The organism is Acinetobacter sp. SFB, from assembly GCF_001647545.1.
Lineage (GTDB): Bacteria > Pseudomonadota > Gammaproteobacteria > Pseudomonadales > Moraxellaceae > Acinetobacter.
Map to the genome: position 1 here is coordinate 38,355 of NZ_LSZH01000003.1, position 19,512 is coordinate 57,866.

The 19,512-nt window shown below is 39.4% G+C and carries 19 protein-coding genes and 1 pseudogene; 15 read left to right on the forward strand and 5 right to left on the reverse strand.

Features of this window, described 5'->3' with window-relative positions:
- Positions 1–108: 108 nt before the first annotated feature.
- From typA to AY606_RS03845, 3 genes are all read left to right on the forward strand, one after another.
- Positions 109–1,944 carry a translational GTPase TypA gene (gene typA, locus AY606_RS03835; protein WP_067865017.1) on the forward strand — a complete coding sequence of 612 codons (1,836 nt, stop codon included), beginning with the start codon at positions 109–111 and terminating at the stop codon, positions 1,942–1,944.
- Positions 1,945–2,169: 225 nt separating this feature from the next.
- Positions 2,170–2,607, forward strand: coding sequence for a large conductance mechanosensitive channel protein MscL (mscL, locus tag AY606_RS03840; protein ID WP_067865020.1), 438 nt, complete (start codon positions 2,170–2,172; stop codon positions 2,605–2,607).
- A gap of 401 nt (positions 2,608–3,008) precedes the next feature.
- Positions 3,009–3,458, forward strand: coding sequence for an HAD family hydrolase (locus AY606_RS03845; protein ID WP_067865024.1), 450 nt, complete (start codon positions 3,009–3,011; stop codon positions 3,456–3,458).
- Here AY606_RS03845 and AY606_RS03850 read toward each other — a convergent pair.
- Positions 3,439–3,720, reverse strand: a complete 282-nt coding sequence (locus tag AY606_RS03850; RefSeq protein WP_067865025.1) for a peptidylprolyl isomerase — start codon at positions 3,718–3,720, stop codon at positions 3,439–3,441. The two genes, AY606_RS03845 and AY606_RS03850, sit on opposite strands and share 20 nt — an antisense overlap.
- Positions 3,717–4,571, reverse strand: coding sequence for a bifunctional DNA-formamidopyrimidine glycosylase/DNA-(apurinic or apyrimidinic site) lyase (gene mutM / locus AY606_RS03855; protein WP_067865029.1), 855 nt, complete (start codon positions 4,569–4,571; stop codon positions 3,717–3,719). The genes AY606_RS03850 and mutM overlap by 4 nt, the downstream gene beginning before the upstream one ends.
- A 497-nt stretch (positions 4,572–5,068) precedes the next feature.
- Here mutM and AY606_RS03860 point away from each other — a divergent pair.
- From AY606_RS03860 to AY606_RS03875, 4 genes and pseudogenes are all read left to right on the forward strand, one after another.
- Positions 5,069–5,311 (forward strand): annotated as a pseudogene (locus AY606_RS03860) (carbohydrate porin); the annotation flags it as partial.
- Between the two features lie 20 nt (positions 5,312–5,331).
- Positions 5,332–7,467 carry a TonB-dependent receptor domain-containing protein gene (locus tag AY606_RS03865; RefSeq protein WP_067865038.1) on the forward strand — a complete coding sequence of 712 codons (2,136 nt, stop codon included), beginning with the start codon at positions 5,332–5,334 and terminating at the stop codon, positions 7,465–7,467.
- A gap of 11 nt (positions 7,468–7,478) precedes the next feature.
- A complete protein-coding gene (locus AY606_RS03870; protein ID WP_067865041.1) occupies positions 7,479–8,600 on the forward strand; it encodes an NADH:flavin oxidoreductase/NADH oxidase in 1,122 nt (373 codons plus the stop codon).
- A 58-nt stretch (positions 8,601–8,658) separates the two neighbouring features.
- Positions 8,659–9,582 (forward strand): AEC family transporter, encoded by a 924-nt coding sequence (locus AY606_RS03875; RefSeq protein ID WP_067865043.1) that lies wholly within the window; start codon positions 8,659–8,661, stop codon positions 9,580–9,582.
- Positions 9,583–9,636: 54 nt separating this feature from the next.
- On the opposite strand, the gene AY606_RS03880 is transcribed toward AY606_RS03875, so the two are convergent.
- Positions 9,637–10,443 carry a tetratricopeptide repeat protein gene (locus tag AY606_RS03880; RefSeq protein ID WP_067865045.1) on the reverse strand — a complete coding sequence of 269 codons (807 nt, stop codon included), beginning with the start codon at positions 10,441–10,443 and terminating at the stop codon, positions 9,637–9,639.
- Between the two features lie 332 nt (positions 10,444–10,775).
- On the opposite strand from AY606_RS03880, the gene AY606_RS03885 reads away from it, so the two are divergent.
- Positions 10,776–11,027 (forward strand): hypothetical protein, encoded by a 252-nt coding sequence (locus AY606_RS03885; RefSeq protein WP_067865047.1) that lies wholly within the window; start codon positions 10,776–10,778, stop codon positions 11,025–11,027.
- Positions 11,028–11,083: 56 nt separating this feature from the next.
- Here the strand turns inward: AY606_RS03885 and ygfZ are convergent, their stop codons facing one another.
- Entirely contained in the window at positions 11,084–11,806 is a 723-nt protein-coding gene (ygfZ, locus tag AY606_RS03890; RefSeq protein ID WP_067865049.1) for a CAF17-like 4Fe-4S cluster assembly/insertion protein YgfZ, read from the reverse strand.
- A 258-nt stretch (positions 11,807–12,064) separates the two neighbouring features.
- On the opposite strand from ygfZ, the gene acnD reads away from it, so the two are divergent.
- Both acnD and AY606_RS03900 read left to right on the forward strand, forming a co-directional pair.
- Positions 12,065–14,671, forward strand: coding sequence for a Fe/S-dependent 2-methylisocitrate dehydratase AcnD (acnD, locus tag AY606_RS03895; protein WP_067865051.1), 2,607 nt, complete (start codon positions 12,065–12,067; stop codon positions 14,669–14,671).
- 91 nt (positions 14,672–14,762) lie between these two features.
- Positions 14,763–16,556 carry a hypothetical protein gene (locus AY606_RS03900; protein WP_067865054.1) on the forward strand — a complete coding sequence of 598 codons (1,794 nt, stop codon included), beginning with the start codon at positions 14,763–14,765 and terminating at the stop codon, positions 16,554–16,556.
- Here the strand turns inward: AY606_RS03900 and AY606_RS16050 are convergent.
- Positions 16,528–16,698 (reverse strand): hypothetical protein, encoded by a 171-nt coding sequence (locus tag AY606_RS16050; protein WP_155858115.1) that lies wholly within the window; start codon positions 16,696–16,698, stop codon positions 16,528–16,530. The genes AY606_RS03900 and AY606_RS16050 overlap by 29 nt on opposite strands.
- A gap of 24 nt (positions 16,699–16,722) precedes the next feature.
- On the opposite strand from AY606_RS16050, the gene AY606_RS15695 reads away from it, so the two are divergent.
- The 5 genes from AY606_RS15695 (at position 16,723) to AY606_RS03920 (ending at position 19,387) form a co-directional block, all read left to right on the forward strand.
- Positions 16,723–16,866, forward strand: coding sequence for a zinc ribbon-containing protein (locus tag AY606_RS15695; RefSeq protein ID WP_081408354.1), 144 nt, complete (start codon positions 16,723–16,725; stop codon positions 16,864–16,866).
- Between the two features lie 166 nt (positions 16,867–17,032).
- Positions 17,033–17,254, forward strand: coding sequence for a hypothetical protein (locus AY606_RS03905; RefSeq protein WP_067865056.1), 222 nt, complete (start codon positions 17,033–17,035; stop codon positions 17,252–17,254).
- A gap of 125 nt (positions 17,255–17,379) precedes the next feature.
- The gene (locus AY606_RS03910) at positions 17,380–17,646 is read left to right on the forward strand and encodes a hypothetical protein (protein ID WP_067865058.1); all 267 of its coding nucleotides are present in this window, start codon (positions 17,380–17,382) and stop codon (positions 17,644–17,646) included.
- Positions 17,647–18,281: 635 nt separating this feature from the next.
- Positions 18,282–18,530: a DUF6868 family protein gene (locus tag AY606_RS03915; protein WP_067865060.1), complete on the forward strand. Its 249-nt coding sequence runs from the start codon at positions 18,282–18,284 to the stop codon at positions 18,528–18,530.
- Positions 18,531–18,673: 143 nt separating this feature from the next.
- A complete protein-coding gene (locus tag AY606_RS03920; protein ID WP_067865062.1) occupies positions 18,674–19,387 on the forward strand; it encodes an SIMPL domain-containing protein in 714 nt (237 codons plus the stop codon).
- Positions 19,388–19,512: the final 125 nt, after the last annotated feature.

Consider the following 19,512-nt stretch of genomic DNA (forward strand, 5'->3'; position numbering starts at 1 on the left):
AAAGCCCGATTTGTCAAAAAAACTTGTAACTGTCAATAAACTGTCACTACTAAAAGTTTGTATTTTTCTGTATAATTTGCCCTCAAATTAAATATGCATCGAATTTACATGTCAGATATTAAAACTCTCCGTAACATCGCCATTATTGCGCACGTCGATCATGGTAAAACCACTCTTGTAGATAAACTTTTACAACAATCAGGTGCTCTTGGTGATCGCGCGGGTGAGATCGAGCGTGTCATGGATTCAGGCGCTATTGAAAGCGAACGTGGTATTACCATTCTTGCAAAAAACACTGCAATTAAATGGACTGATGCACGTACGAACACTGAATACCGCATTAACATCGTGGACACCCCGGGACATGCTGACTTCGGTGGTGAAGTTGAACGTGTAATGTCTATGGTTGACTGTGTATTGCTTCTAGTAGACTCACAAGAAGGTCCAATGCCACAAACTCGTTTCGTAACGCAAAAAGCGTTCGCACGTGGTTTGAAGCCAATCGTAATTATCAACAAGGTTGATAAACCAAGCGCGCGTCCAGACTGGGTAATTGACCAAGTGTTTGACTTGTTTGATAATTTGGGTGCTACTGACGAACAGTTAGACTTCCCAATCGTTTATGCTTCAGGCCTTCGTGGTGTTGCTGGTCCTTCTCCAGAAGAACTTGCTGAAGACATGACCCCGTTGTTCCAAACGATCGTAGACATCGTTGAACCACCAGCAGTTGACGTTGATGGTCCATTCCAAATGCAGATTTCATCTCTAGACTACAACAGTTTCGTAGGTGTAATCGGGATTGGTCGTATTCAACGCGGTTCAGTGAAATTAAACACTCAAGTGACTGTCATTGATAAAGAAGGTAAGACCCGTAACGGCCGTATCTTAAAAATCATGGGTTACCATGGTCTTGAGCGTATTGACATCGATGAAGCAAATGCAGGCGATATCGTTTGTGTAACAGGTATCGATGCGCTGAATATTTCTGACACGATTTGTGATCCGAAAGCAGTTGAAGCTTTACCACCATTGTCTGTAGATGAACCTACAGTTTCGATGACATTCCAAGTAAACAACTCTCCGTTTGCTGGTCGTGAAGGTAAATTTGTAACTTCACGTAACATTCGTGAACGTCTAGACCGTGAATTGATTCACAACGTAGCACTTCGTGTTGAAGATACTGAAAGTCCAGACCGTTTTAAAGTCTCTGGTCGTGGTGAACTTCACCTTTCTGTATTGATCGAAAACATGCGTCGTGAAGGCTTCGAGATGGGTGTTTCTCGTCCGCAAGTGATCATGAAAGAAGTTGATGGTCAAATGCAAGAACCGTTTGAAAACGTAACTTTTGATGTTGAAGAACAGCACCAAGGTTTCGTTATGGAACAAATGGGCTTCCGTAAGGGCGAAATGACCAATATGGAAGTAGACGGCAAAGGCCGTATGCGTATTGAAGCAACTGTTCCTTCACGTGGCTTGATTGGTTTCCGTTCGGAATACCTAACCATGACTTCTGGTACAGGGATCATGACTTCAAGCTTCTCGCATTATGGTCCTGCTAAACCAGGTACTGTTGCGCAGCGTCAAAATGGTGTGTTGGTTTCTATGGTTCAAGGCGTATGCTTGGGCTATGCATTGTTCACACTGCAAGACCGTGGTCGTCTATTTGCTCGTCCGCAGTTAGAAGTTTATGAAGGTATGATCGTAGGTATTAACTCACGTTCTGACGACATGGCTGTGAACCCGACTAAAGCGAAACAGTTAACTAACGTACGTGCATCTGGTACAGATGAAGCGTTAACATTAGTTCCTGCAATTGAATACACGCTTGAACAAGCGCTTGAATTCATTCAAGATGACGAATTAGTTGAAGTAACACCTAAATCAATCCGTATCCGTAAACGTTGGTTGACTGAAGGCGAACGTAAGCGTAACCGTGGTAAATAAGATTTAAAATAATTTTGCTCACATAGGGCACTGTTATAAAAAAATGCTATCAATTTATTGGTAGCATTTTTTTGTTTGTAATTGGCAATTCAATATATTCAACACAAATAATTCCGAGTAAATTAGAGGGAATTATAAGCTGTGATAAATGCATTACAGTGCAATACAGTTCTCAAAATATTTTACTTAATAAAGAATACTATCAAAGATAAGCTGGAGAAAAGCATGAGTATTGTTCAGGAATTCAAAGAATTTGCCCTCAAAGGTAACATGATGGATTTAGCCATTGGTGTCATTATTGGTGGCGCTTTTGGTAAAATTATTGATTCATTGGTTAAAGACATTATTATGCCTTTAATTACAGTTATTACGGGCGGTGGAGTCGATTTCACGCAAAAATTCTTTGTATTAGGAAAGAATCCCGATAATTTGCAATCTTTAGATGCCTTAACTAAGGCCGGTGTAAATGTACTGACTTACGGTAACTTTTTAACGATTTTGATTAACTTCTTAATCTTGGCTTGGGTCGTGTTCTTGTTGGTTAAATTCATGAATCGCTTGCGTAAACAGGAAGGCCCGGTAGAGGAAACACCAACAACTCCAGCCGATATCGAATTGCTGCGCGAAATTCGTGATGAATTAAAAAAACGTTCACAGCTGTAAGTTTATTCATATGAAAAACGGTACTTTGAGTGCCGTTTTTTATGGCTTAAAATAAAATATTTATAATTAAATGAGCAGAAGCCTAAGATTTTTATGGGTTAACTTGATGAAAAAAAATCATGTATAAAGTTGATGCAACAGCCAAATCAAGCTATTAAATTAATTATCTTTGACTGGGATCGTAACTGGGATTAAGCCCAACAACTTGCACGAAATAAACTCAATGAAATATTTTATAAATAGCTGAATCTAGAATAATTTTGGAGGATCTATTCAGAATTAGACGAAGACTTGTTTCGAGCCTTTTGGGTTCAAAAATTGTCTGTGAAGGAATATCGTCTTCTTCGCTATTTAAGGCCATTACAAAGCTGGGGAGTAAATGATGAATCTTCGCTGCAAGATTGAATCAATGTTTTCTGGAAAATGTGCAGCACTGCACATGGTTATGTGCAGGTGCAGAAGATGTTCTGAATTATTTTCAAAGTGTAGATGTGAAATTAATTTTACTGACCAATGAACCAGCACAGCGGCAAGTTCAAAAAATCTGCAGGCTGGCTTTGGATCATGGGGTTGATGCTTATTATATGAGTCAAGAAAAACAAGTCGCAAAGCCAGAAAGTGCCGCATTTTTAAATATTTGTCAGGACTTTGTTATCCACCCACAAGAGTGCTTGATGGTGGGAAATGATCTCGATATTGATATTTTGCCTGCTGCCGTATTAGGCTTTAAGACATGTTGGGTCGGCAAGCAAAATATTAGGCAACGTGCGGGCATTAAGAAACATCGACTCATCGAATTGATTTTTTATTTGACCCAGCTCAATGGAACATTTAATCCATCCGAAACTTAATTTCGAGTAAATGCCAGCCAAACTGACTCTTGATTGGGCCATGCAATTCACGCTCAGGAAGGGTAAATACCGCTTTATCAATCGGGCCGACCAATTGCCCTTTTTTAATCTCGCCAAGTTCACCGCCTTTTTTACCCGACGGACAAGTGGAATGCTGTTTGGCAAGTTTGGCAAAATCTGCATCGGCTTTAATTTTCTTTTTCAGCTGTTCAGCCAGTTCTTTGTCTTTGACTAAAATATGACGGACGATGGCAGATTTCATGCTTTATTCCCTTTAAATGGAGTCTTGGTCGCTATTTTAACTTTTTTTAAAGGCTGACACTGCGGACAAAATACACTGGCACGTTGTCCAAGCTTTAAATTTTCTAAAGTGGTTTCACAGTTCACGCACATTTCACCAGCACGGCCATAAGCCAATAGAGTTTGCTGGAAATAGCCATTTTCGCCCATGGCATTGGTATAGTCGCGTAGAGTAGAACCGCCCAAATCAATGGCCTGTTTTAAAATTCGTTTAACTTCGATAACCAGTTTTTCAATTTGTAGACGGGTTAAGCTTGATGCAGGTTGAGCAGGATGAATGCCCAAGTTGAACAGGCTTTCGGTGGCATAGATATTTCCAACACCGACCACTATATGATTATCCATAATCGCCACTTTGGCAGCGACATTTTTCTTTTTAAATTTTTCCGCTAAATAATCCGCATTAAAGGCCTCACTTAAAGGTTCAGGGCCTAAAGTATCAATCAGTTTGCTTTGCGAATGGGGGTCCAACCATAAAATACAGCCGAAACGACGCGGATCGTGATAACGCAGTTCTACATCTTCAAACTGAATAATCAAGTGATCATGCTTGCGCAATTCTGTGTTGGCATCACACAGGCGAAAACTGCCCGACATGCCTAAATGCCATAACATGCTATCTTGCTCAAACTCCGCCAAAATATATTTAGAACGTCGGGTTAGCCTAACTAATTTTTGTCCCTGCAGTTTTTGAATATCGTTCGGGATAGGCCAACGTAAACGTGATTCACGGACTTGAATAGAATTCACTTTTTGATCAATTAAAGGCAATAAACTGGTTTTGGTGGTTTCGACTTCTGGTAATTCAGGCATGTTGGATTCTAGTGTGAGTAGATAAAGCTAATATCGGGTTGCAAAGCAATGAATGCAAGTTTTTATTTTGAATTGCAGCCTGTTAAATTTGCGATTTATCTTCTAGAGATCGGTCTTTTAAATTGATTAAACATATATCTATGAGTTTAATTTTAAATTCCATTTTTAATATAGATAACTATTTTTTAAATTTTAGCTTTTTCTTAATTTATTGAAAAATATTAATTTATTTTACTTTATGTATAGCTTTTTGTTTTTTGTATAATAAAGAAATGATGAAATGAAGATTTAAAAATTATGTAATTTTCACACAATATTTAAAATTTATTTGAATTGTAGCCTGTTGCTGGGGTTTTCCTTATGAAAAAATTTAGTCTAGTTCATTTATCCACTTTGATGATGGTGGCTATATATGACCCACACTCAAGCCGCTGAAGCATTTGGCCTAAATGGTGAGGATCAGTTAGGTGACTGGAACGGTAAAGGTACTGAACTTGCTGCTTGATTCTCAACCCAATGACATTTTAGGTCTGGCGATAAACCGTGTACATATGAATGACCGTATCCCTAATCCTGCCTTTAATGCCACTGCTGAATGCAATGTTGAATTGAATTATAGTTATTACCCAACCAAGTGGTTAATGCTTGGTGGGAATATTCAGTATGTTATTAACCCAGGGGCTACAAATAACGTAGACGATGCCTTGGTACTTGGTTTAAGCTCTAAAGTAGTATTTTAATATGACATAGAGAGTCCCTCATGCAAGGTAAATATCACGTGATGCCCATCAATATGACTTTACTTTGCCTGACGGTATGTATCTGCCAAAACCTCTATGCTGAAACAGCTTCCTCAACTGAACCTGTTTTGTTGCCTACCTTAAAAATTGAAGCGACACGTACCGATACTGACTGGTTGCAAACCCCGGCTTCGGTATATCGAATCGACCAAAATAACAATCAAAATAATCTCGGGGTCAATCTCTCTGAAACCTTAAAAGGGGTTCCCGGCTTACAACTGAATAACCGTGAAAATTACGCCCAGGATTTACAAATCTCGATGCGTGGCTTTGGTGCGCGCTCAACTTTTGGGGTGCGTGGCATACGTTTATATGTGGATGGTATTCCGGCAACCATGCCTGATGGTCAGGGACAAACCTCGAATATTGATTTAAGCAGCTTGGATCATATTGAAGTTTTGGGTGGACCATTTTCATCGCTTTACGGTAACTCTTCGGGTGGGACAATTTTAACCACCACTCAACAAGGTGAGGGCCGTGATTCTATCGAGTTAGGCTACTCAGGCGGGAGTCATAATAAAGGTCGTGCGGATATTGTCTTGCAAGGGGGGGCAGACAAAACTAATGAACCAAGTTATGTCGTAAGCTCTTCTTATTTTGATACCGATGGTTATCGTGAGCATAGTGCTGCCAAAAAAGTATTAAGCAATGCCAAACTGACTTGGGATTTAGACGATGGTTCTAAACTGAACTGGATTGTCAATCATGTGGATATTAATGCGGATGATCCGCAAGGTTTAACGCGTAAGCAATGGAAAGAAAATCCGAAACAACAAGTCCCATTCTTAAAACAGTTTGATGTACGTAAAGAAATCAATCAGACCCAGACGGGTTTAACCTGGTCGAAACCGATTAATGATCAGCATGAAATATACGGTATGGCTTATTACGGTCAACGTGAGGTGGTGCAATATCAATCTATCCCAAGTTCAACACAAGTAAACCCACGTCAAGCAGGTGGAGTCATTGATTTTAGCCGTAATTTCTATGGAACTGATTTACGTTGGATAGGTAAAGATCTATTACCGAATACTCGATTTACTGCGGGTTTAGCAGTTGATTTTATGGATGAAGATCGTCAAGGTTATGAAAACTTTGTATTGGTAAATAATCAGCCACAATATGGCATCAAGGGGGATTTACGCCGTGATGAGACTAATACGCTGTGGAATTTAGATCCCTATCTTCAAGCATCATGGAACTTTTTACCCAATTGGACGTTAGATACAGGGCTACGTTATAGCAATGTCCATTACAAATCTAAAGACCATTACATTGTCACAAATAATGGTGACGACAGCGGTAAAAAAGACTATAAAAAGCTGTTACCTTCAGCTGCATTGAGCTGGAACATTACTCCAGAATTTTCGACCTATATCAGTTATGCCAAAGGTTTTGAAACGCCGACTTTTACCGAAATGGCCTATCCAACAGTGGGAACTTCCGGGATTAACTTTGACTTAAACCCTGCGACCAGTGACAACTATGAACTGGGCTTAAAATCTCAAAATCGCTTCGGTAATTTTACTGCTGCTATTTTCCAAAGTGAAACGCACAACGACATTGTTTCAGCTGAATCGAACAATGGACGGAATACTTTCCGCAATGCCGATAAAACGCTAAGACAAGGTATGGAACTCTCATGGAATAAAAAGCTATGGCGTGATCTGACTGCTCAAGCGAGTTACAGTTTTGTCGATGCAACTTTTGATGCCGATATCCCAAATACTGACCCTGCAAAGGTCGTAGCGAAAGGCAATTACATTCCGGGTGTAGCTAAAAATCAGGCTTTTGCATCTTTAGGCTGGCAGCCTGAAACTGGCTTTAACGCAGGCGTAGATGTTCGCTATATTGACAAATTATATGTCGATGACATCAATTCTGATGCTGCACCAAGCTATAGCGTAACCAGTGCCAATGTTGGCTATGTCTGGAAAAATGCAGACTGGAAAGTGCGCACTTTTGCCCGGGTCGATAATTTATTTGATAAAGAGTATGTAGGCTCAGTCATTGTCAATGACGGCAATGGTCGTTTCTTTGAACCTGCCGATGGTGCGAACTGGAGCGCAGGTTTAAGTGTCACTAAAGCATTTTAAGGAGAGAAAGAGTGGCTTTATTATTTGAAACTATTCAGTTTGGAACATTAAAACTCAACAATAAAATCGTGATTGCACCCATGTGTCAGTATTCAGCGACTGAACAAGGGGAAGTGACTTATTGGCACGAACAGCAATGGGCGAACTATGCCTTGTCGGGTGCAGGTTTATGCATTATTGAAGCCACTGCGGTTCAGCCTGAAGGGCGGATCAGTTATGCGGATTTAGGGCTTTGGAATGATTTGCAACGTGCTCAAATGAAAGCGCTCTTGGCTAAAGTGAAATCTTTATCTCCTATGCCTTTTGGTATTCAATTGGCGCATGCAGGCCGTAAAGCCTCTACTGATAAACCCTGGACTGGAAAAGATCAATTCAAACCAGAAGAAGCCCATGGCTGGCAAACTGTTTCTGCCAGTGATTTGCCATTTAACTCCACTGATTACCCACCGCATGCGCTGAGTAAAGATGAAATTCAGAAAGTGATTCAGGACTTTGCTGATGCAGCCGTGCGCGCCGTAGATGCAGGATTTGACCTGATTGAAGTCCATGCCGCACATGGTTATTTACTGCATCAGTTTATGTCGCCACTGTCTAATACACGTGAAGATGAGTATGGCGGCAGTTTTGAAAACCGGATTCGCTTGACGCTTGAAGTATTGCAGGCGATAAAAAATGCAGTACCTGCAGGTTATCCAGTCGGGGTACGTATTTCAGCGACCGATTGGATCGATGGAAAAGACAGTTGGGATATTGAATCTTCGGTTGGTTTATCCAAAGCTCTAGAGCAGCTGGGTGCAGTTTATATTCACGTATCTAGTGGCGGCTTGCATGCAAAGCAACAGATTCAAATTGGTGCCAATTATCAGGTGCCTTTTGCGGATGCAATAAAGAAAGTGGTGCATATTCCGGTCATTGCAGTAGGGCTGATTACTGAAGCGCAGCAAGCTGAACATATCTTGCAAACAGGACAAGCAGATGCCATTGGTCTTGCACGTGCCATGCTTTATGATCCGCGTTGGCCTTGGCATGCTGCTGCAACATTGGATGAACAAATTGAAATTTCACCGCAATATTTGCGCTGTCAGCCGCATGGTTTGAAATCACTGTTTAAGCCTTTTCAAAACCAAAATTGAACGGCTCAAATCGCAGTGATTGAGCTGAAGTAAGTTGATTTAACAACAAGGAGCAGTTGTGGTTTTAAGTGTAATTTTACCGATTTGCCTGCTGCTTCTGTTGGGATTTATCTGCGTAAAATTTGAATTTATTTTAGCCGAGCATATCAAAGGTTTAAGCCAGTTTGTTTTTAAAATATCCTTGCCGGCATTTTTATTGCAAGCCTTAGCGAGTAAGCGTTTTGATGAAATTTGGCATCCCAGTTATTTCATCGCTTATGGCGGGGGGTCACTGCTTGTTTTTGCCTGTGCATTTTTGTTGTATCGTCAATATTTTCAATGTCGTTTGACCGAATCTGGCGTATTGTCTATGGGTGCATCCATGTCCAATACCGGGTTTATTGGTACAGCCATATTGATGATGTTGATTGGACAGCATGCCGCAATTTATCTTTCCTTGACCCTGATTATTGAAAACCTACTGATTATGACTTTGACCCTGATTATTGCCGAAGCAGGTATTCATCAACATCGGGCGAAATCTCAGTTGCTCAAGCAGACCTTATACAATGTCATTAAAAATCCGGTTATTCTGTCTATCGTGTTTGGCATGTTGTGTGTAATCTTGAAAATCCAACTTCCATCTTCGATTGTTCAGGCTTTAGAGATGTTAGGCAAAACCGCATCTCCGATTGCTTTATTCGTCATTGGGGGAAGTCTGGTTGGAATGAGTTTAAAAGCTGTAGATTTACAAAGCATGACTTTGGTGCTAATAAAAATTGTACTGATGCCACTGACTATATTTGTCTTATTGAGTATTTTGCCCAATGTCAGTCAGGAAATGTTATATGCCGGCACATTGCTTGCTGCGCTACCCATGCCGATTGCGTTCGGTATTCTGGGGCAGAACTATGGACTGGGTGATAAAGCACTCAGCGCTCTAATGTTAAGTACAATATTGGGTTTTATGCTGCTGAGTGGTCTAATTGCAATTTGGTGGTAAATGATGACGGCAATAAAAAAGCCCCGAGTTCGGGGCTTTTTTATTGAAGAAAATTTAACTTTTCTTTTCAGTTTTTGCTGGAGTTTTCGCTTGTTCAGCCATCATTTTATCTACTACAGCTAAAGATTCTTTGGCTTGCGGTATATTTTCTTTTGCCAGGGTAGAGAAAATCTTTTTCGCTTCAGGCAGGTTTTGCGGAACAATGTTGCCATTCGCGAACATATTGCCCACCGCCATCAAGGCTGGAATATAGCCTTTTTGCGCCAATTCTTGAATGCTTTTTAAACCTTGTTTAATGGGTGCTTCATTTTTATTTTTAAAACCCTGACTAATGTCATATAAGGCTTTGGCATGAATCGCTTGATAGTTATCTTTTTTAATTAAAGGATCTAATTTTTGCAAGGCCAGTTTATCTGAAGCCGGTGTGCCTTCAGCAAAAAGTAAAACTGCTAAATCGACAGTTGCATCAGAAAAACCTTGGCTCGATGCTTTTTCTAAATACTGTTTGGCTTTTTTGGTGTCTTGTTTAAGACCTAAAGTTCCCCCCATGTAATTTTTACCTAAGACATAGTTGGCAACAGGGTAGCCTTTGCTTGCCGCCTCTTCATACAGCTTGATGGCTTTTTTCTCATCTTTGGCTGTACCTTGGCCGGTTTGAGTCAGATAGCCTAAGTTATAAATGGCTTGAGCATTGCCCGTTTTGGCCAACTTATCCAGTTCTTGGTAAGCATCCTTCATATTATTGGATTTGATTAATGTTTCAATTTTAGCAAATGCAGGATCAACAGAGTTTGTAGCCATCTCTGCCATTGCAAGATGTGAAGACAGGGCGATGATGCTGGCAAGTATAATTTTTTTCATAGTTTAATAACCTTTTTATAAACAATCACATAATTCCATTTATGTGTTTAAGAATGTATGTGGAAGACTCAATACAACATCATAAGTTTAATTATGTGAATGTAAATATATGATTTGTGTATTGCAACAAAATTTTTTGCTATTCGCATAGCACGTACTTAAGTAAATAATGAGTAGCTTAAATCAGCCTTAAGTGCTTTTCTGTTTTAACATGAATCATTTTGCTAGAGTTGAAATTTTATGACATAAAAAGGTTTAGAGAAGGCAACTTCACTTTGCTTTTTTCTCAATGTTTGTTTAAATCGCAGTTGAATAAAATTGTGAGTATATGAATGTTCATCAACGCGATTAAACGGGCTTATGATCAGATTAATCTGGATGAAACTATTCCAGATGAAGACAAATTTGACGCCTTGTTAATGAGATTAGGCAAAAACTTTTTGGTGAGCAAAGAAGACCGGGTTTATATCTTTGAGTATGAGGGAAAGACGGCGCGTATTGATGCAAAACATGCGCGTGCCTACCATTTTAAAGAGTATGTCATTAAAGATATGAACAAACTTTTTCACGATTTTAATTTATGATTTAAAAAAGCCTCCGATTTGGGAGGCTTTTTTAATGGGGTGTATAAAATTGAATATTATTGTGGACGTGCCACGTCGCCTTTTAACGCTTCTGGCAAATCTAAAACGGCTAAGCCTAGTTCTTCAAGTGCTGCAGGTTTAGCGACCACTAAAGCTTTATAACCGCCATCAATCGCAATGCTGTTTACCACTTCGACATCATTATTTAACTTTGTTGCCAAAGCTGGTGTCGCACCTGCGCCTTGAACTAGGTGTAACCAGCTTTTCGGCTTGGCTTTAAACCACAGGCGCGCAATAATTTCCTGACCAATATAACAGCCCTTGTCGTAATGCACGCCTTCACGTTGGTGTAAACGTAGCTCTTGCGGTTGGAACTCATGCGCCGTTGCTGCTTCAATCCAAGCTTGACCGGCTTCAATGGCTTGAAGTTGCCACGCTGCAATATCGGTTTTAGCCGCAGAAAAATCGGTAGTATCGCCATTTAGAGTAGGGAACACTGGACCGACTTGTTCCAGTTTCATTTTGGAAAATGCACCAAACTTTTTAATATGCTGGGCAAACTCTTCGGCTTGATCGGCAGTCACAACAATTTCAAAACTTTCCGGATTAATTTTTTTCAGCCATAAACCAAACTGAATACGACCTTTTAAACTACAGATGGCTGTATAGCGAGTTAGGTTTTCTGCTAAGGCTTCGGCATTTAAAGTTACTTGACCTTGAAGAAATTTTTGCGCATCTACACCGTTTAGCGTGTATAAGGAGAAAGCTAGATTGCTCATTTATTGTCCACCAATACTGGATCTAATACTAAAGAATTAGCGGTATTTTCCGCTATTTTGCAAAAAAAAGCACATTTAGGGCAAATATTCTAAATTTTATGCAACTAAATATTTCAAAAGTGTTCATTTTAAACTTAAGTTTTTGAAATATATATGATTTGGGAAATGGCTTTTTCACAGCGTACAATGCTAACAAACCCGTGTGACTCGTCAACAACAATTACGCAGTAAAAAAATGATTTAAGAGGCAGGTAAGCTATGAACAACAACTACCGTAAACCACTGCAAGGCACCCAGCTCGAATATTTTGACGTGCGTCAAGCCGTAGAAGATATCCACCCAGGCGCATATGCCAAACTTCCTTATACCTCTAAAGTACTTGCAGAACAGTTGGTACGCCGTTGTGACCCAGCCATTTTAGAGCAGTCATTAAAACAACTTATTCAACGCAAACAAGATCACGATTTTCCCTGGTATCCGGCACGTGTAGTCTGTCATGACATCTTGGGTCAGACCGCACTGGTCGACTTGGCGGGCTTACGTGATGCGATTGCCGACCAGGGCGGTGACCCGTCTAAAGTCAATCCGGTGGTGCCGACACAGCTCATCGTTGACCATTCATTGGCCGTGGAGTTCGGCGGTTCCGATCCTGATGCTTTCGATAAAAACCGTGCCATTGAAGACCGCCGTAATGAAGACCGTTTCCACTTTATTGAATGGACCAAAACAGCCTTTGAAAATGTCGATGTGATTCCGGCGGGCAATGGCATCATGCATCAAATTAACCTGGAGAAAATGTCTCCGGTGATTCAAAACCGTGATGGCGTGGCTTATCCAGATACCTGTGTGGGTACAGACTCGCATACGCCACATACCGATTCACTCGGGGTAATCTCGATTGGGGTAGGTGGCTTGGAAGCTGAGAATGTCATGCTCGGCCGTGCATCATGGATGCGTCTACCCGATATTATTGGTGTCGAGCTTGTGGGACAGCGTCAAGCCGGCATTACTGCAACCGATATCGTGTTGGCACTCACTGAATTCTTGCGTAAAGAACGTGTTGTGGGTGCATATTTAGAATTCTTCGGTGAAGGTGCGGACAGCATGTCGGTAGGAGATCGTGCCACGATTTCCAACATGACCCCTGAATATGGCGCAACGGCTGCCATGTTCTACATCGACCAGAACACCATTGATTATCTGACTTTAACTGGTCGTGAAGCCGAGCAAGTGAAACTGGTTGAAACCTATGCCAAAGAAATCGGGCTTTGGTCATCCGAGATGAAGCAGGCGGAATATCCGCGTGTACTGCGTTTCGATTTGTCGACTGTGACCCGTAATATTGCCGGGCCATCCAATCCGCATGCACGTGTATCGACAAGTGACTTAAAAGAAAAAGGCATTGCCGGCGTGGTTGAACAGCGTACCGATGGTTTAATGCCGGATGGTGCGGTGATCATTGCTGCCATTACGTCGTGTACCAATACTTCAAACCCACGTAATACCGTTGCCGCGGGTTTGCTTGCACGTAAAGCCAATGAGTTGGGTTTAACCCGTAAACCATGGGTGAAATCATCATTTGCACCGGGTTCTAAAACGGCAGCGCTTTACCTTGAAGAAGCAGGCGTATTGCACGATTTGGAAAAACTCGGTTTTGGGATCGTGGCTTATGCCTGCACCACCTGTAACGGTATGTCGGGTGCGCTAGATCCAAAAATCCAGCAAGAAATTATTGACCGTGACCTGTATGCAACTGCGGTGTTATCGGGTAACCGTAACTTTGATGGCCGTATCCATCCTTATGCAAAACAGGCATTTTTGGCATCGCCGCCGCTTGTGGTTGCTTATGCCATTGCCGGTACCATTCGTTTTGACATCGAAAAAGATTCGCTTGGCAACGATAAAGACGGCAATCCAATTTACTTGAAAGACATCTGGCCATCTGATGCTGAAATTGATGCTTTGGTGCAAAAGTCTGTTAAGCCTGAACAGTTCCGTCAAGTCTACATTCCAATGTTTGATTTGGGCGAGCGAGTAAAATCGGTCAGTCCGCTATATGATTGGCGTCCGCAAAGTACTTATATTCGCCGTCCACCCTATTGGGAAGGGGCATTGGCTGCACCGCGTACTTTAAGCAATATGCGTCCGCTGGCAATTTTGGGTGACAACATTACCACCGACCATTTATCTCCTTCAAATGCGATTGTGCTGGACAGTGCATCTGGTGAATATCTGGCGAAAATGGGCGTGCCTGAAGAAGACTTTAACTCTTATGCAACTCACCGCGGTGATCACTTGACTGCGCAGCGTGCCACGTTGGCAAATCCGAAACTGTTTAATGAAATGGTGGTTCGTTCCGACGGCACGATTAAGCAAGGTTCGAAAGCGCGTGTAGAGCCGGAAGGCGAAGTAATGCGTATGTGGGAAGCGATTGAAACCTACATGAACCGCAAACAGCCTTTGATTGTCATTGCAGGGAAGGATTATGGTCAGGGTTCTAGTCGTGACTGGGCTGCGAAAGGTGTGCGTCTTGCCGGTGTGGAAGCGATTGTAGCAGAAGGTTTTGAGCGTATTCACCGTACCAATCTGGTCGGCATGGGGGTATTGCCGCTTGAGTTTAAACCGGGTACAGACCGAAAAACATTAAAGCTGGATGGTACTGAGCTGTATAGCGTGATTGGTAACATTGCGCCACGTTCGACTTTAACTTTAGTCATTGAGCGCGCAACGGATGATGGTAAAAACCAAATTGTTGAAGTGCCGGTGACCTGCCGTTTAGATACCGAAGAAGAAGTACATGTGTATGAAGCGGGCGGTGTATTGCAACGCTTTGCACAGGACTTCTTGGAAGGGCAATTCGCTTAGTAGATTGTTCTAAAAGTTATTGATTTTGCATAAAAAACACTCTATTTTTTAATAGGGTGTTTTTTATACAACTTATTTGCTGGGGGCTGATATGCCTGAAAGATTAGAGCTAACAAAAAACGTACTATTTTTCAAAACTGTTGCTCCAATTGATGATAATGCTATTTCTGAAATATTAGATGAAGCTGTTGAAAATAAAGAAGCAGGTACAAATTTTATTATTGATAATTTTAGGTATTCAGAATCAACAAATTTAAATGTTGATTACAAAGTTTCAATTAAAGTTTTTCCCACCGTTAGGCCTGTATATTTTTTAGATGATGATAATTTTGAAGATCGAATTTATGCTTTTATTATCATAATTGAATTAAGTAATTATTTAGTTGTACTTAGTAAAAGTTGTTCTAGTTTCTTACAAGTTTTAAAAGAAAAATTTGATTTAATTCAAGTGTCTGATTTGAGTAAGTTATTAAGGAATGATGCTGAATTTCAAAAAATGTCATTACGAAATATGACAGTTTCCGATAAGGCAATTCGAAGTCGCTCGTATGAATCAGGAAATCTTATTGGAACATTATCAACACATGCAGCAGGTCGTTCAATCCCATCTCATTTTAAAGTAAGAGAAGGTGGTAATACTAAATCAATTTCTGGTACGGGACGAGTTGTTGAATCATCTGCTAGACAATCTATCAATGACATCGTTAATTGGGCAGATACTCAAATTAATTTACTTACAACAGCTAATCAAAATGATTTTTTAAATTTATTTGCTAAAAAAGTATTACTAAAAGATGTTCTAATGATTAGTAAGCCTAGTGCATTGTTAATTGATATATCTTCAATAGAAGACAAAATTTTGGATGGATCTTTACAATTAAAATATGAGTTAATTAAGAAAGAAGTTTTGAATGGTAAAAAAAAGCGATCTAAGAAAATTATAAATATTACGGATAGAATTCAAGCAAAACTTATTTTAGAACTTGGAAAAGTTTACGAAATAGATTCAAATTTAGACTTGGTTGGTTATAAAAGTTCATCAAAAATTAAAAAGAATAAAAAAACATTATCAATTTCATCAAATCTATTGAGAAAGATAAAAGTTGAAGAAAATAATAAATTAGAAAGTTTTATGGGGTATATCAATAAACATGGATTGTTTAGTATAACTTTTGATGATCCAAAATATATGTATTTTATGGATAACTGCTTTGAGGATGTTTCTGGAGTTGCTGAAATTGAAAGTATTCTTGAAATACTTCACCCGCAGATTAACATTGAAAAAGTTCTATCAGAGAAAGGGGCTTTTATAAATAATCAGATAGCCTTTGATAACGATTCCATGTTTGGATTTGTTGAAAAAACACATGCCAACGATGATTATATTTTTTGTGATGATCTAGGTGATGAATGGGCGGATCATATTACTTTAAATTTAACCGATCCAAGTATTAGTTTTATCCATTCAAAACATGGAAATGTTTCAACATCAGCAAGTAACTTACATGATGTAGTCGGTCAAGGCATAAAAAATTTAGGGAACATGTTTTTTTCAAAAAATCAGATCAACCAGAAAGTCACCCTATCTTTAGCAAATCACTATAAGTGTGGGAAAGGTGTTCAAACTCAAATTGCTAGAATTCGTAAATCTACGCCAAATTTTGATACAGATATAGATTCATTATTTAGAGATCATAAACTACATAGAAAATGTATTTTAAGTTGTAGCTTTATTTCAAAGACTGCAATCACAGCAGAATTTAATAAATTGAAAAATGGGCAAAAAGTTAGGGGGAATATTGTTCAGTTATTATGGATATTATCCTCCTTTGCACATGCTGCAAAAGATGTAAATGTTATTCCAATGATTTATTGCGCGGCTTAATTTTGATTAAGTCTTTGACTTTAGATTTGCCAATTATTTTAATAATGATCAAAGTGGATAAATTGTTCGCCCAAACGCCACCATCACCTGTCGAAATGGACAATAGACATTCATCATAAGAGGGATATACTGGTTCTACCATTTCTAAAACCCATGGAGAACAAAAATGGTTACTGCTGGCGAAAAACCCGGAACAGGCTTCTATTTTTGTGTTCAGTGCGGAAAACGCACTTACTTAGAAATTGGTACAGATCGTTTACCCCCGTGTACCAAATGCCTTGGCAATATATTTAACAACAAAATTGCCTAAGCAGCACATATAAAAACAGTTACCCTCTGTTTTGAACAAAAGCCCTATTACACGATAGGGCTTTTTTATTACTTAAGCATAGCGGTTACACTCAATGCTTGTTTGAAAAATAATCAAATTATCCCCATATAAAAACAAGCAATTCATGGTTTTCAGGACTATTCACTTGGAACATTATCTAGATCTCAATCACGACTCAGGTGTTGCCAACTATGAAATTGGCAATGAGTTTATTCGGGTTCAATTCAAGAAAAAATCAAAAATTTATACTTATAGTTATGCCAGTGCCGGCTATCAGCATGTCGAGAACATGAAACAACTGGCACAGTATGGCGATGGTTTAAATGCCTATATTAATAAAAATGTTTACCACCTTTATGTGAAATAGCACAACGAACATTTCATGGCTTAAATATTGCTTAATAAATTATCCCAAGTTGCGAGCATCTCTTTAAGGGTTTGTGCTCCTATCAAAGGGCTAGATACATTTAAAAAGCAGAAGGAGAAATTAAAATGGAACACACCAGCGAAATAATGAAAATTGAAAAAACACCGAAATATGTACACTTAATTGCAGGTTGGCCTTTTATTTTGGTGCTATTTGGCGGCTTGATTGGCGGTGGATTGGGCGGACTGGCTTATCTGGTTAACTTGAAAATCTATAATTCCGAGCTCAGCAAAATCAATAAAATACTGGCCAATATCATGTGTGGCATGGTCGCGATCAGTGCATGGTGGTTGATTGCCGGTGCAGTGCAAAACACGTTCTTTAATTCTTAACGGTCATTTTCATGCATATGAGAACCTTCATATTTTCATATGCAGCTTTTGCTCAACATAAAGTTAAAGCCAAGATTCTGCCAACTACTTAACATCAAAAAAGTAAATCTGGAAAGTAAAAATTATCTAAAAATATCAATAAATCGCAATAAAAAGCGGTAATTAATGCTGTTTTGATTAAATATTCCGTAAATATTAATTTTTAAGAAAATAATTTCCAAAAAATATTTAAATTGGCTTTTCTTAGGGAAATAATCCCGAGCCTAACTTGGTAAATTATATCTCAAGGGTGTGACGGGGATCGAAAAGAGTAGATTGCTACCAGTTGCGTATAACGTGAGTGTAGTACTTACCCAAAAGGTCTCGATTCGGCTTAGGACGCTATAGATCACGAGTTTATAGGCATAAGGTTATCGCTTACAAAGCTATAATTGTTGAAGTTAAACATTATGTTTTCCCTAACACCCTCAAAAATTATCTACCGAATAAAAAATAATAAAAATATAAAAATGAATTAAAAATCATAATCTTAAAATAAATTAGAAACCATAAGGTGTAGATACACATCATCTACTCGTTTCAGCATATTAAATCTGTTATTTTAGAAATCACAAGCTACCGCGTAGAGAATCAGTATGAATCTCGATTTTTGGTTTCGTTTTTTACTTTCCTCAGTACTGATCAATTACATCATTTTAATGCTTTGGTTTTTGGCCTTTATTTTTGCCCGTGACTGGATTAAGCAAGTCCATGGAAAATGGTTCCATCTGTCAGATGCGACCTTCGATGCAATTCATTATGGGGGAATGGCGGTCTATAAAGTGGGTATTTTAATGTTTAATTTAGTGCCTTTAATGGCTATATACTTTATGGGTAAAAGTTAAAAACTACCCCACCATTTTAAAAATTCAACTACAAAGTAAACGTGCTATACCACAATAATTTAATCAATATTTTCAGGCGTTTGTAGTACTTATAAAAACGGAAAAATCTAAATTATAATAATGTTTAAAAGGAGTTTAGTCCGATGAATCAGCTCAAACCCGCCCTTATTTTAGGTGTATTCATTTGCTTGGGGATGATTGTTGCAGGATGGATATTAGGTAATAGCGCACTGAAAATTAAACAATATGAACGCATTGTTTCGGTCAAAGGTTTGTCTGAACGCGAAGTCAAAGCCGACGTTGCGGTGTGGCCGATTCGCTTTAGCGCTGCCAGCCAAGACCTGACGCAGTTGTACGACACCATGGAAATAAATACCCAGCAAATTCAGGCATTTTTAAAAAGTGAAGGGTTTACTGCTGAGGAAATCACCTCGGCTGCGCCAAGCATAACCGATAAATATGCCCAGCAATATGGCGGCAATGAAAATGTCGCGCTACGCTATACCGCACATCAAAACATAACCGTATATACCCACAAAATAGATGCGGTACGTGCTGCACAAAGTCGCTTGGTGGCTTTGGGTAAAAAAGGCATTGCCTTTGGCGGAGATGACTCTGGACAAAAAACCGAATATTTATTTACCAAACTCAATGACATTAAGCCGGCCATGATTGAACAGGCCACCGAAAATGCACGCAATGTTGCAGAAAAATTTGCTGCCGATTCTAAAAGCGGTTTAGGTAAAATTAAATCGGCAAATCAGGGCTTGTTTAGTATAGAAGATCGGGACAGTAATACCCCGTATTTGAAAAAATTACGTGTGGTGTCAACAGTCGATTATTATCTTGCGGATTAATTTAATAAAGCATGTCAGTCAGATTGTTGAAGATAAGTTGGATACAAATTTCAGCATTGATGCTTTTTGCGTAACAACGATCATGGTCATTTTGCACGGATGAAACAGAAAATAACTTTAACCAA

What these genes read in the sequence shown, in the direction of transcription:
- AY606_RS03865 (WP_067865038.1), top strand. Translation starts at nt 5,332, where the DNA reads ATGCAAGGTAAATATCACGTGATGCCCATCAATATGACTTTACTTTGC.
- typA (WP_067865017.1), top strand. Translation starts at nt 109, where the DNA reads ATGTCAGATATTAAAACTCTCCGTAACATCGCCATTATTGCGCACGTC.
- mutM (WP_067865029.1), bottom strand. Translation starts at nt 4,571, where the DNA reads ATGCCTGAATTACCAGAAGTCGAAACCACCAAAACCAGTTTATTGCCT.
- acnD (WP_067865051.1), top strand. Translation starts at nt 12,065, where the DNA reads ATGAACAACAACTACCGTAAACCACTGCAAGGCACCCAGCTCGAATAT.
- AY606_RS03850 (WP_067865025.1), bottom strand. Translation starts at nt 3,720, where the DNA reads ATGAAATCTGCCATCGTCCGTCATATTTTAGTCAAAGACAAAGAACTG.
- AY606_RS03920 (WP_067865062.1), top strand. Translation starts at nt 18,674, where the DNA reads ATGAATCAGCTCAAACCCGCCCTTATTTTAGGTGTATTCATTTGCTTG.
- AY606_RS15695 (WP_081408354.1), top strand. Translation starts at nt 16,723, where the DNA reads ATGGTTACTGCTGGCGAAAAACCCGGAACAGGCTTCTATTTTTGTGTT.
- mscL (WP_067865020.1), top strand. Translation starts at nt 2,170, where the DNA reads ATGAGTATTGTTCAGGAATTCAAAGAATTTGCCCTCAAAGGTAACATG.
- AY606_RS16050 (WP_155858115.1), bottom strand. Translation starts at nt 16,698, where the DNA reads ATGGTAGAACCAGTATATCCCTCTTATGATGAATGTCTATTGTCCATT.
- AY606_RS03900 (WP_067865054.1), top strand. Translation starts at nt 14,763, where the DNA reads ATGCCTGAAAGATTAGAGCTAACAAAAAACGTACTATTTTTCAAAACT.
- ygfZ (WP_067865049.1), bottom strand. Translation starts at nt 11,806, where the DNA reads ATGAGCAATCTAGCTTTCTCCTTATACACGCTAAACGGTGTAGATGCG.
- AY606_RS03880 (WP_067865045.1), bottom strand. Translation starts at nt 10,443, where the DNA reads ATGAAAAAAATTATACTTGCCAGCATCATCGCCCTGTCTTCACATCTT.
- AY606_RS03915 (WP_067865060.1), top strand. Translation starts at nt 18,282, where the DNA reads ATGAATCTCGATTTTTGGTTTCGTTTTTTACTTTCCTCAGTACTGATC.
- AY606_RS03885 (WP_067865047.1), top strand. Translation starts at nt 10,776, where the DNA reads ATGTTCATCAACGCGATTAAACGGGCTTATGATCAGATTAATCTGGAT.
- AY606_RS03910 (WP_067865058.1), top strand. Translation starts at nt 17,380, where the DNA reads ATGGAACACACCAGCGAAATAATGAAAATTGAAAAAACACCGAAATAT.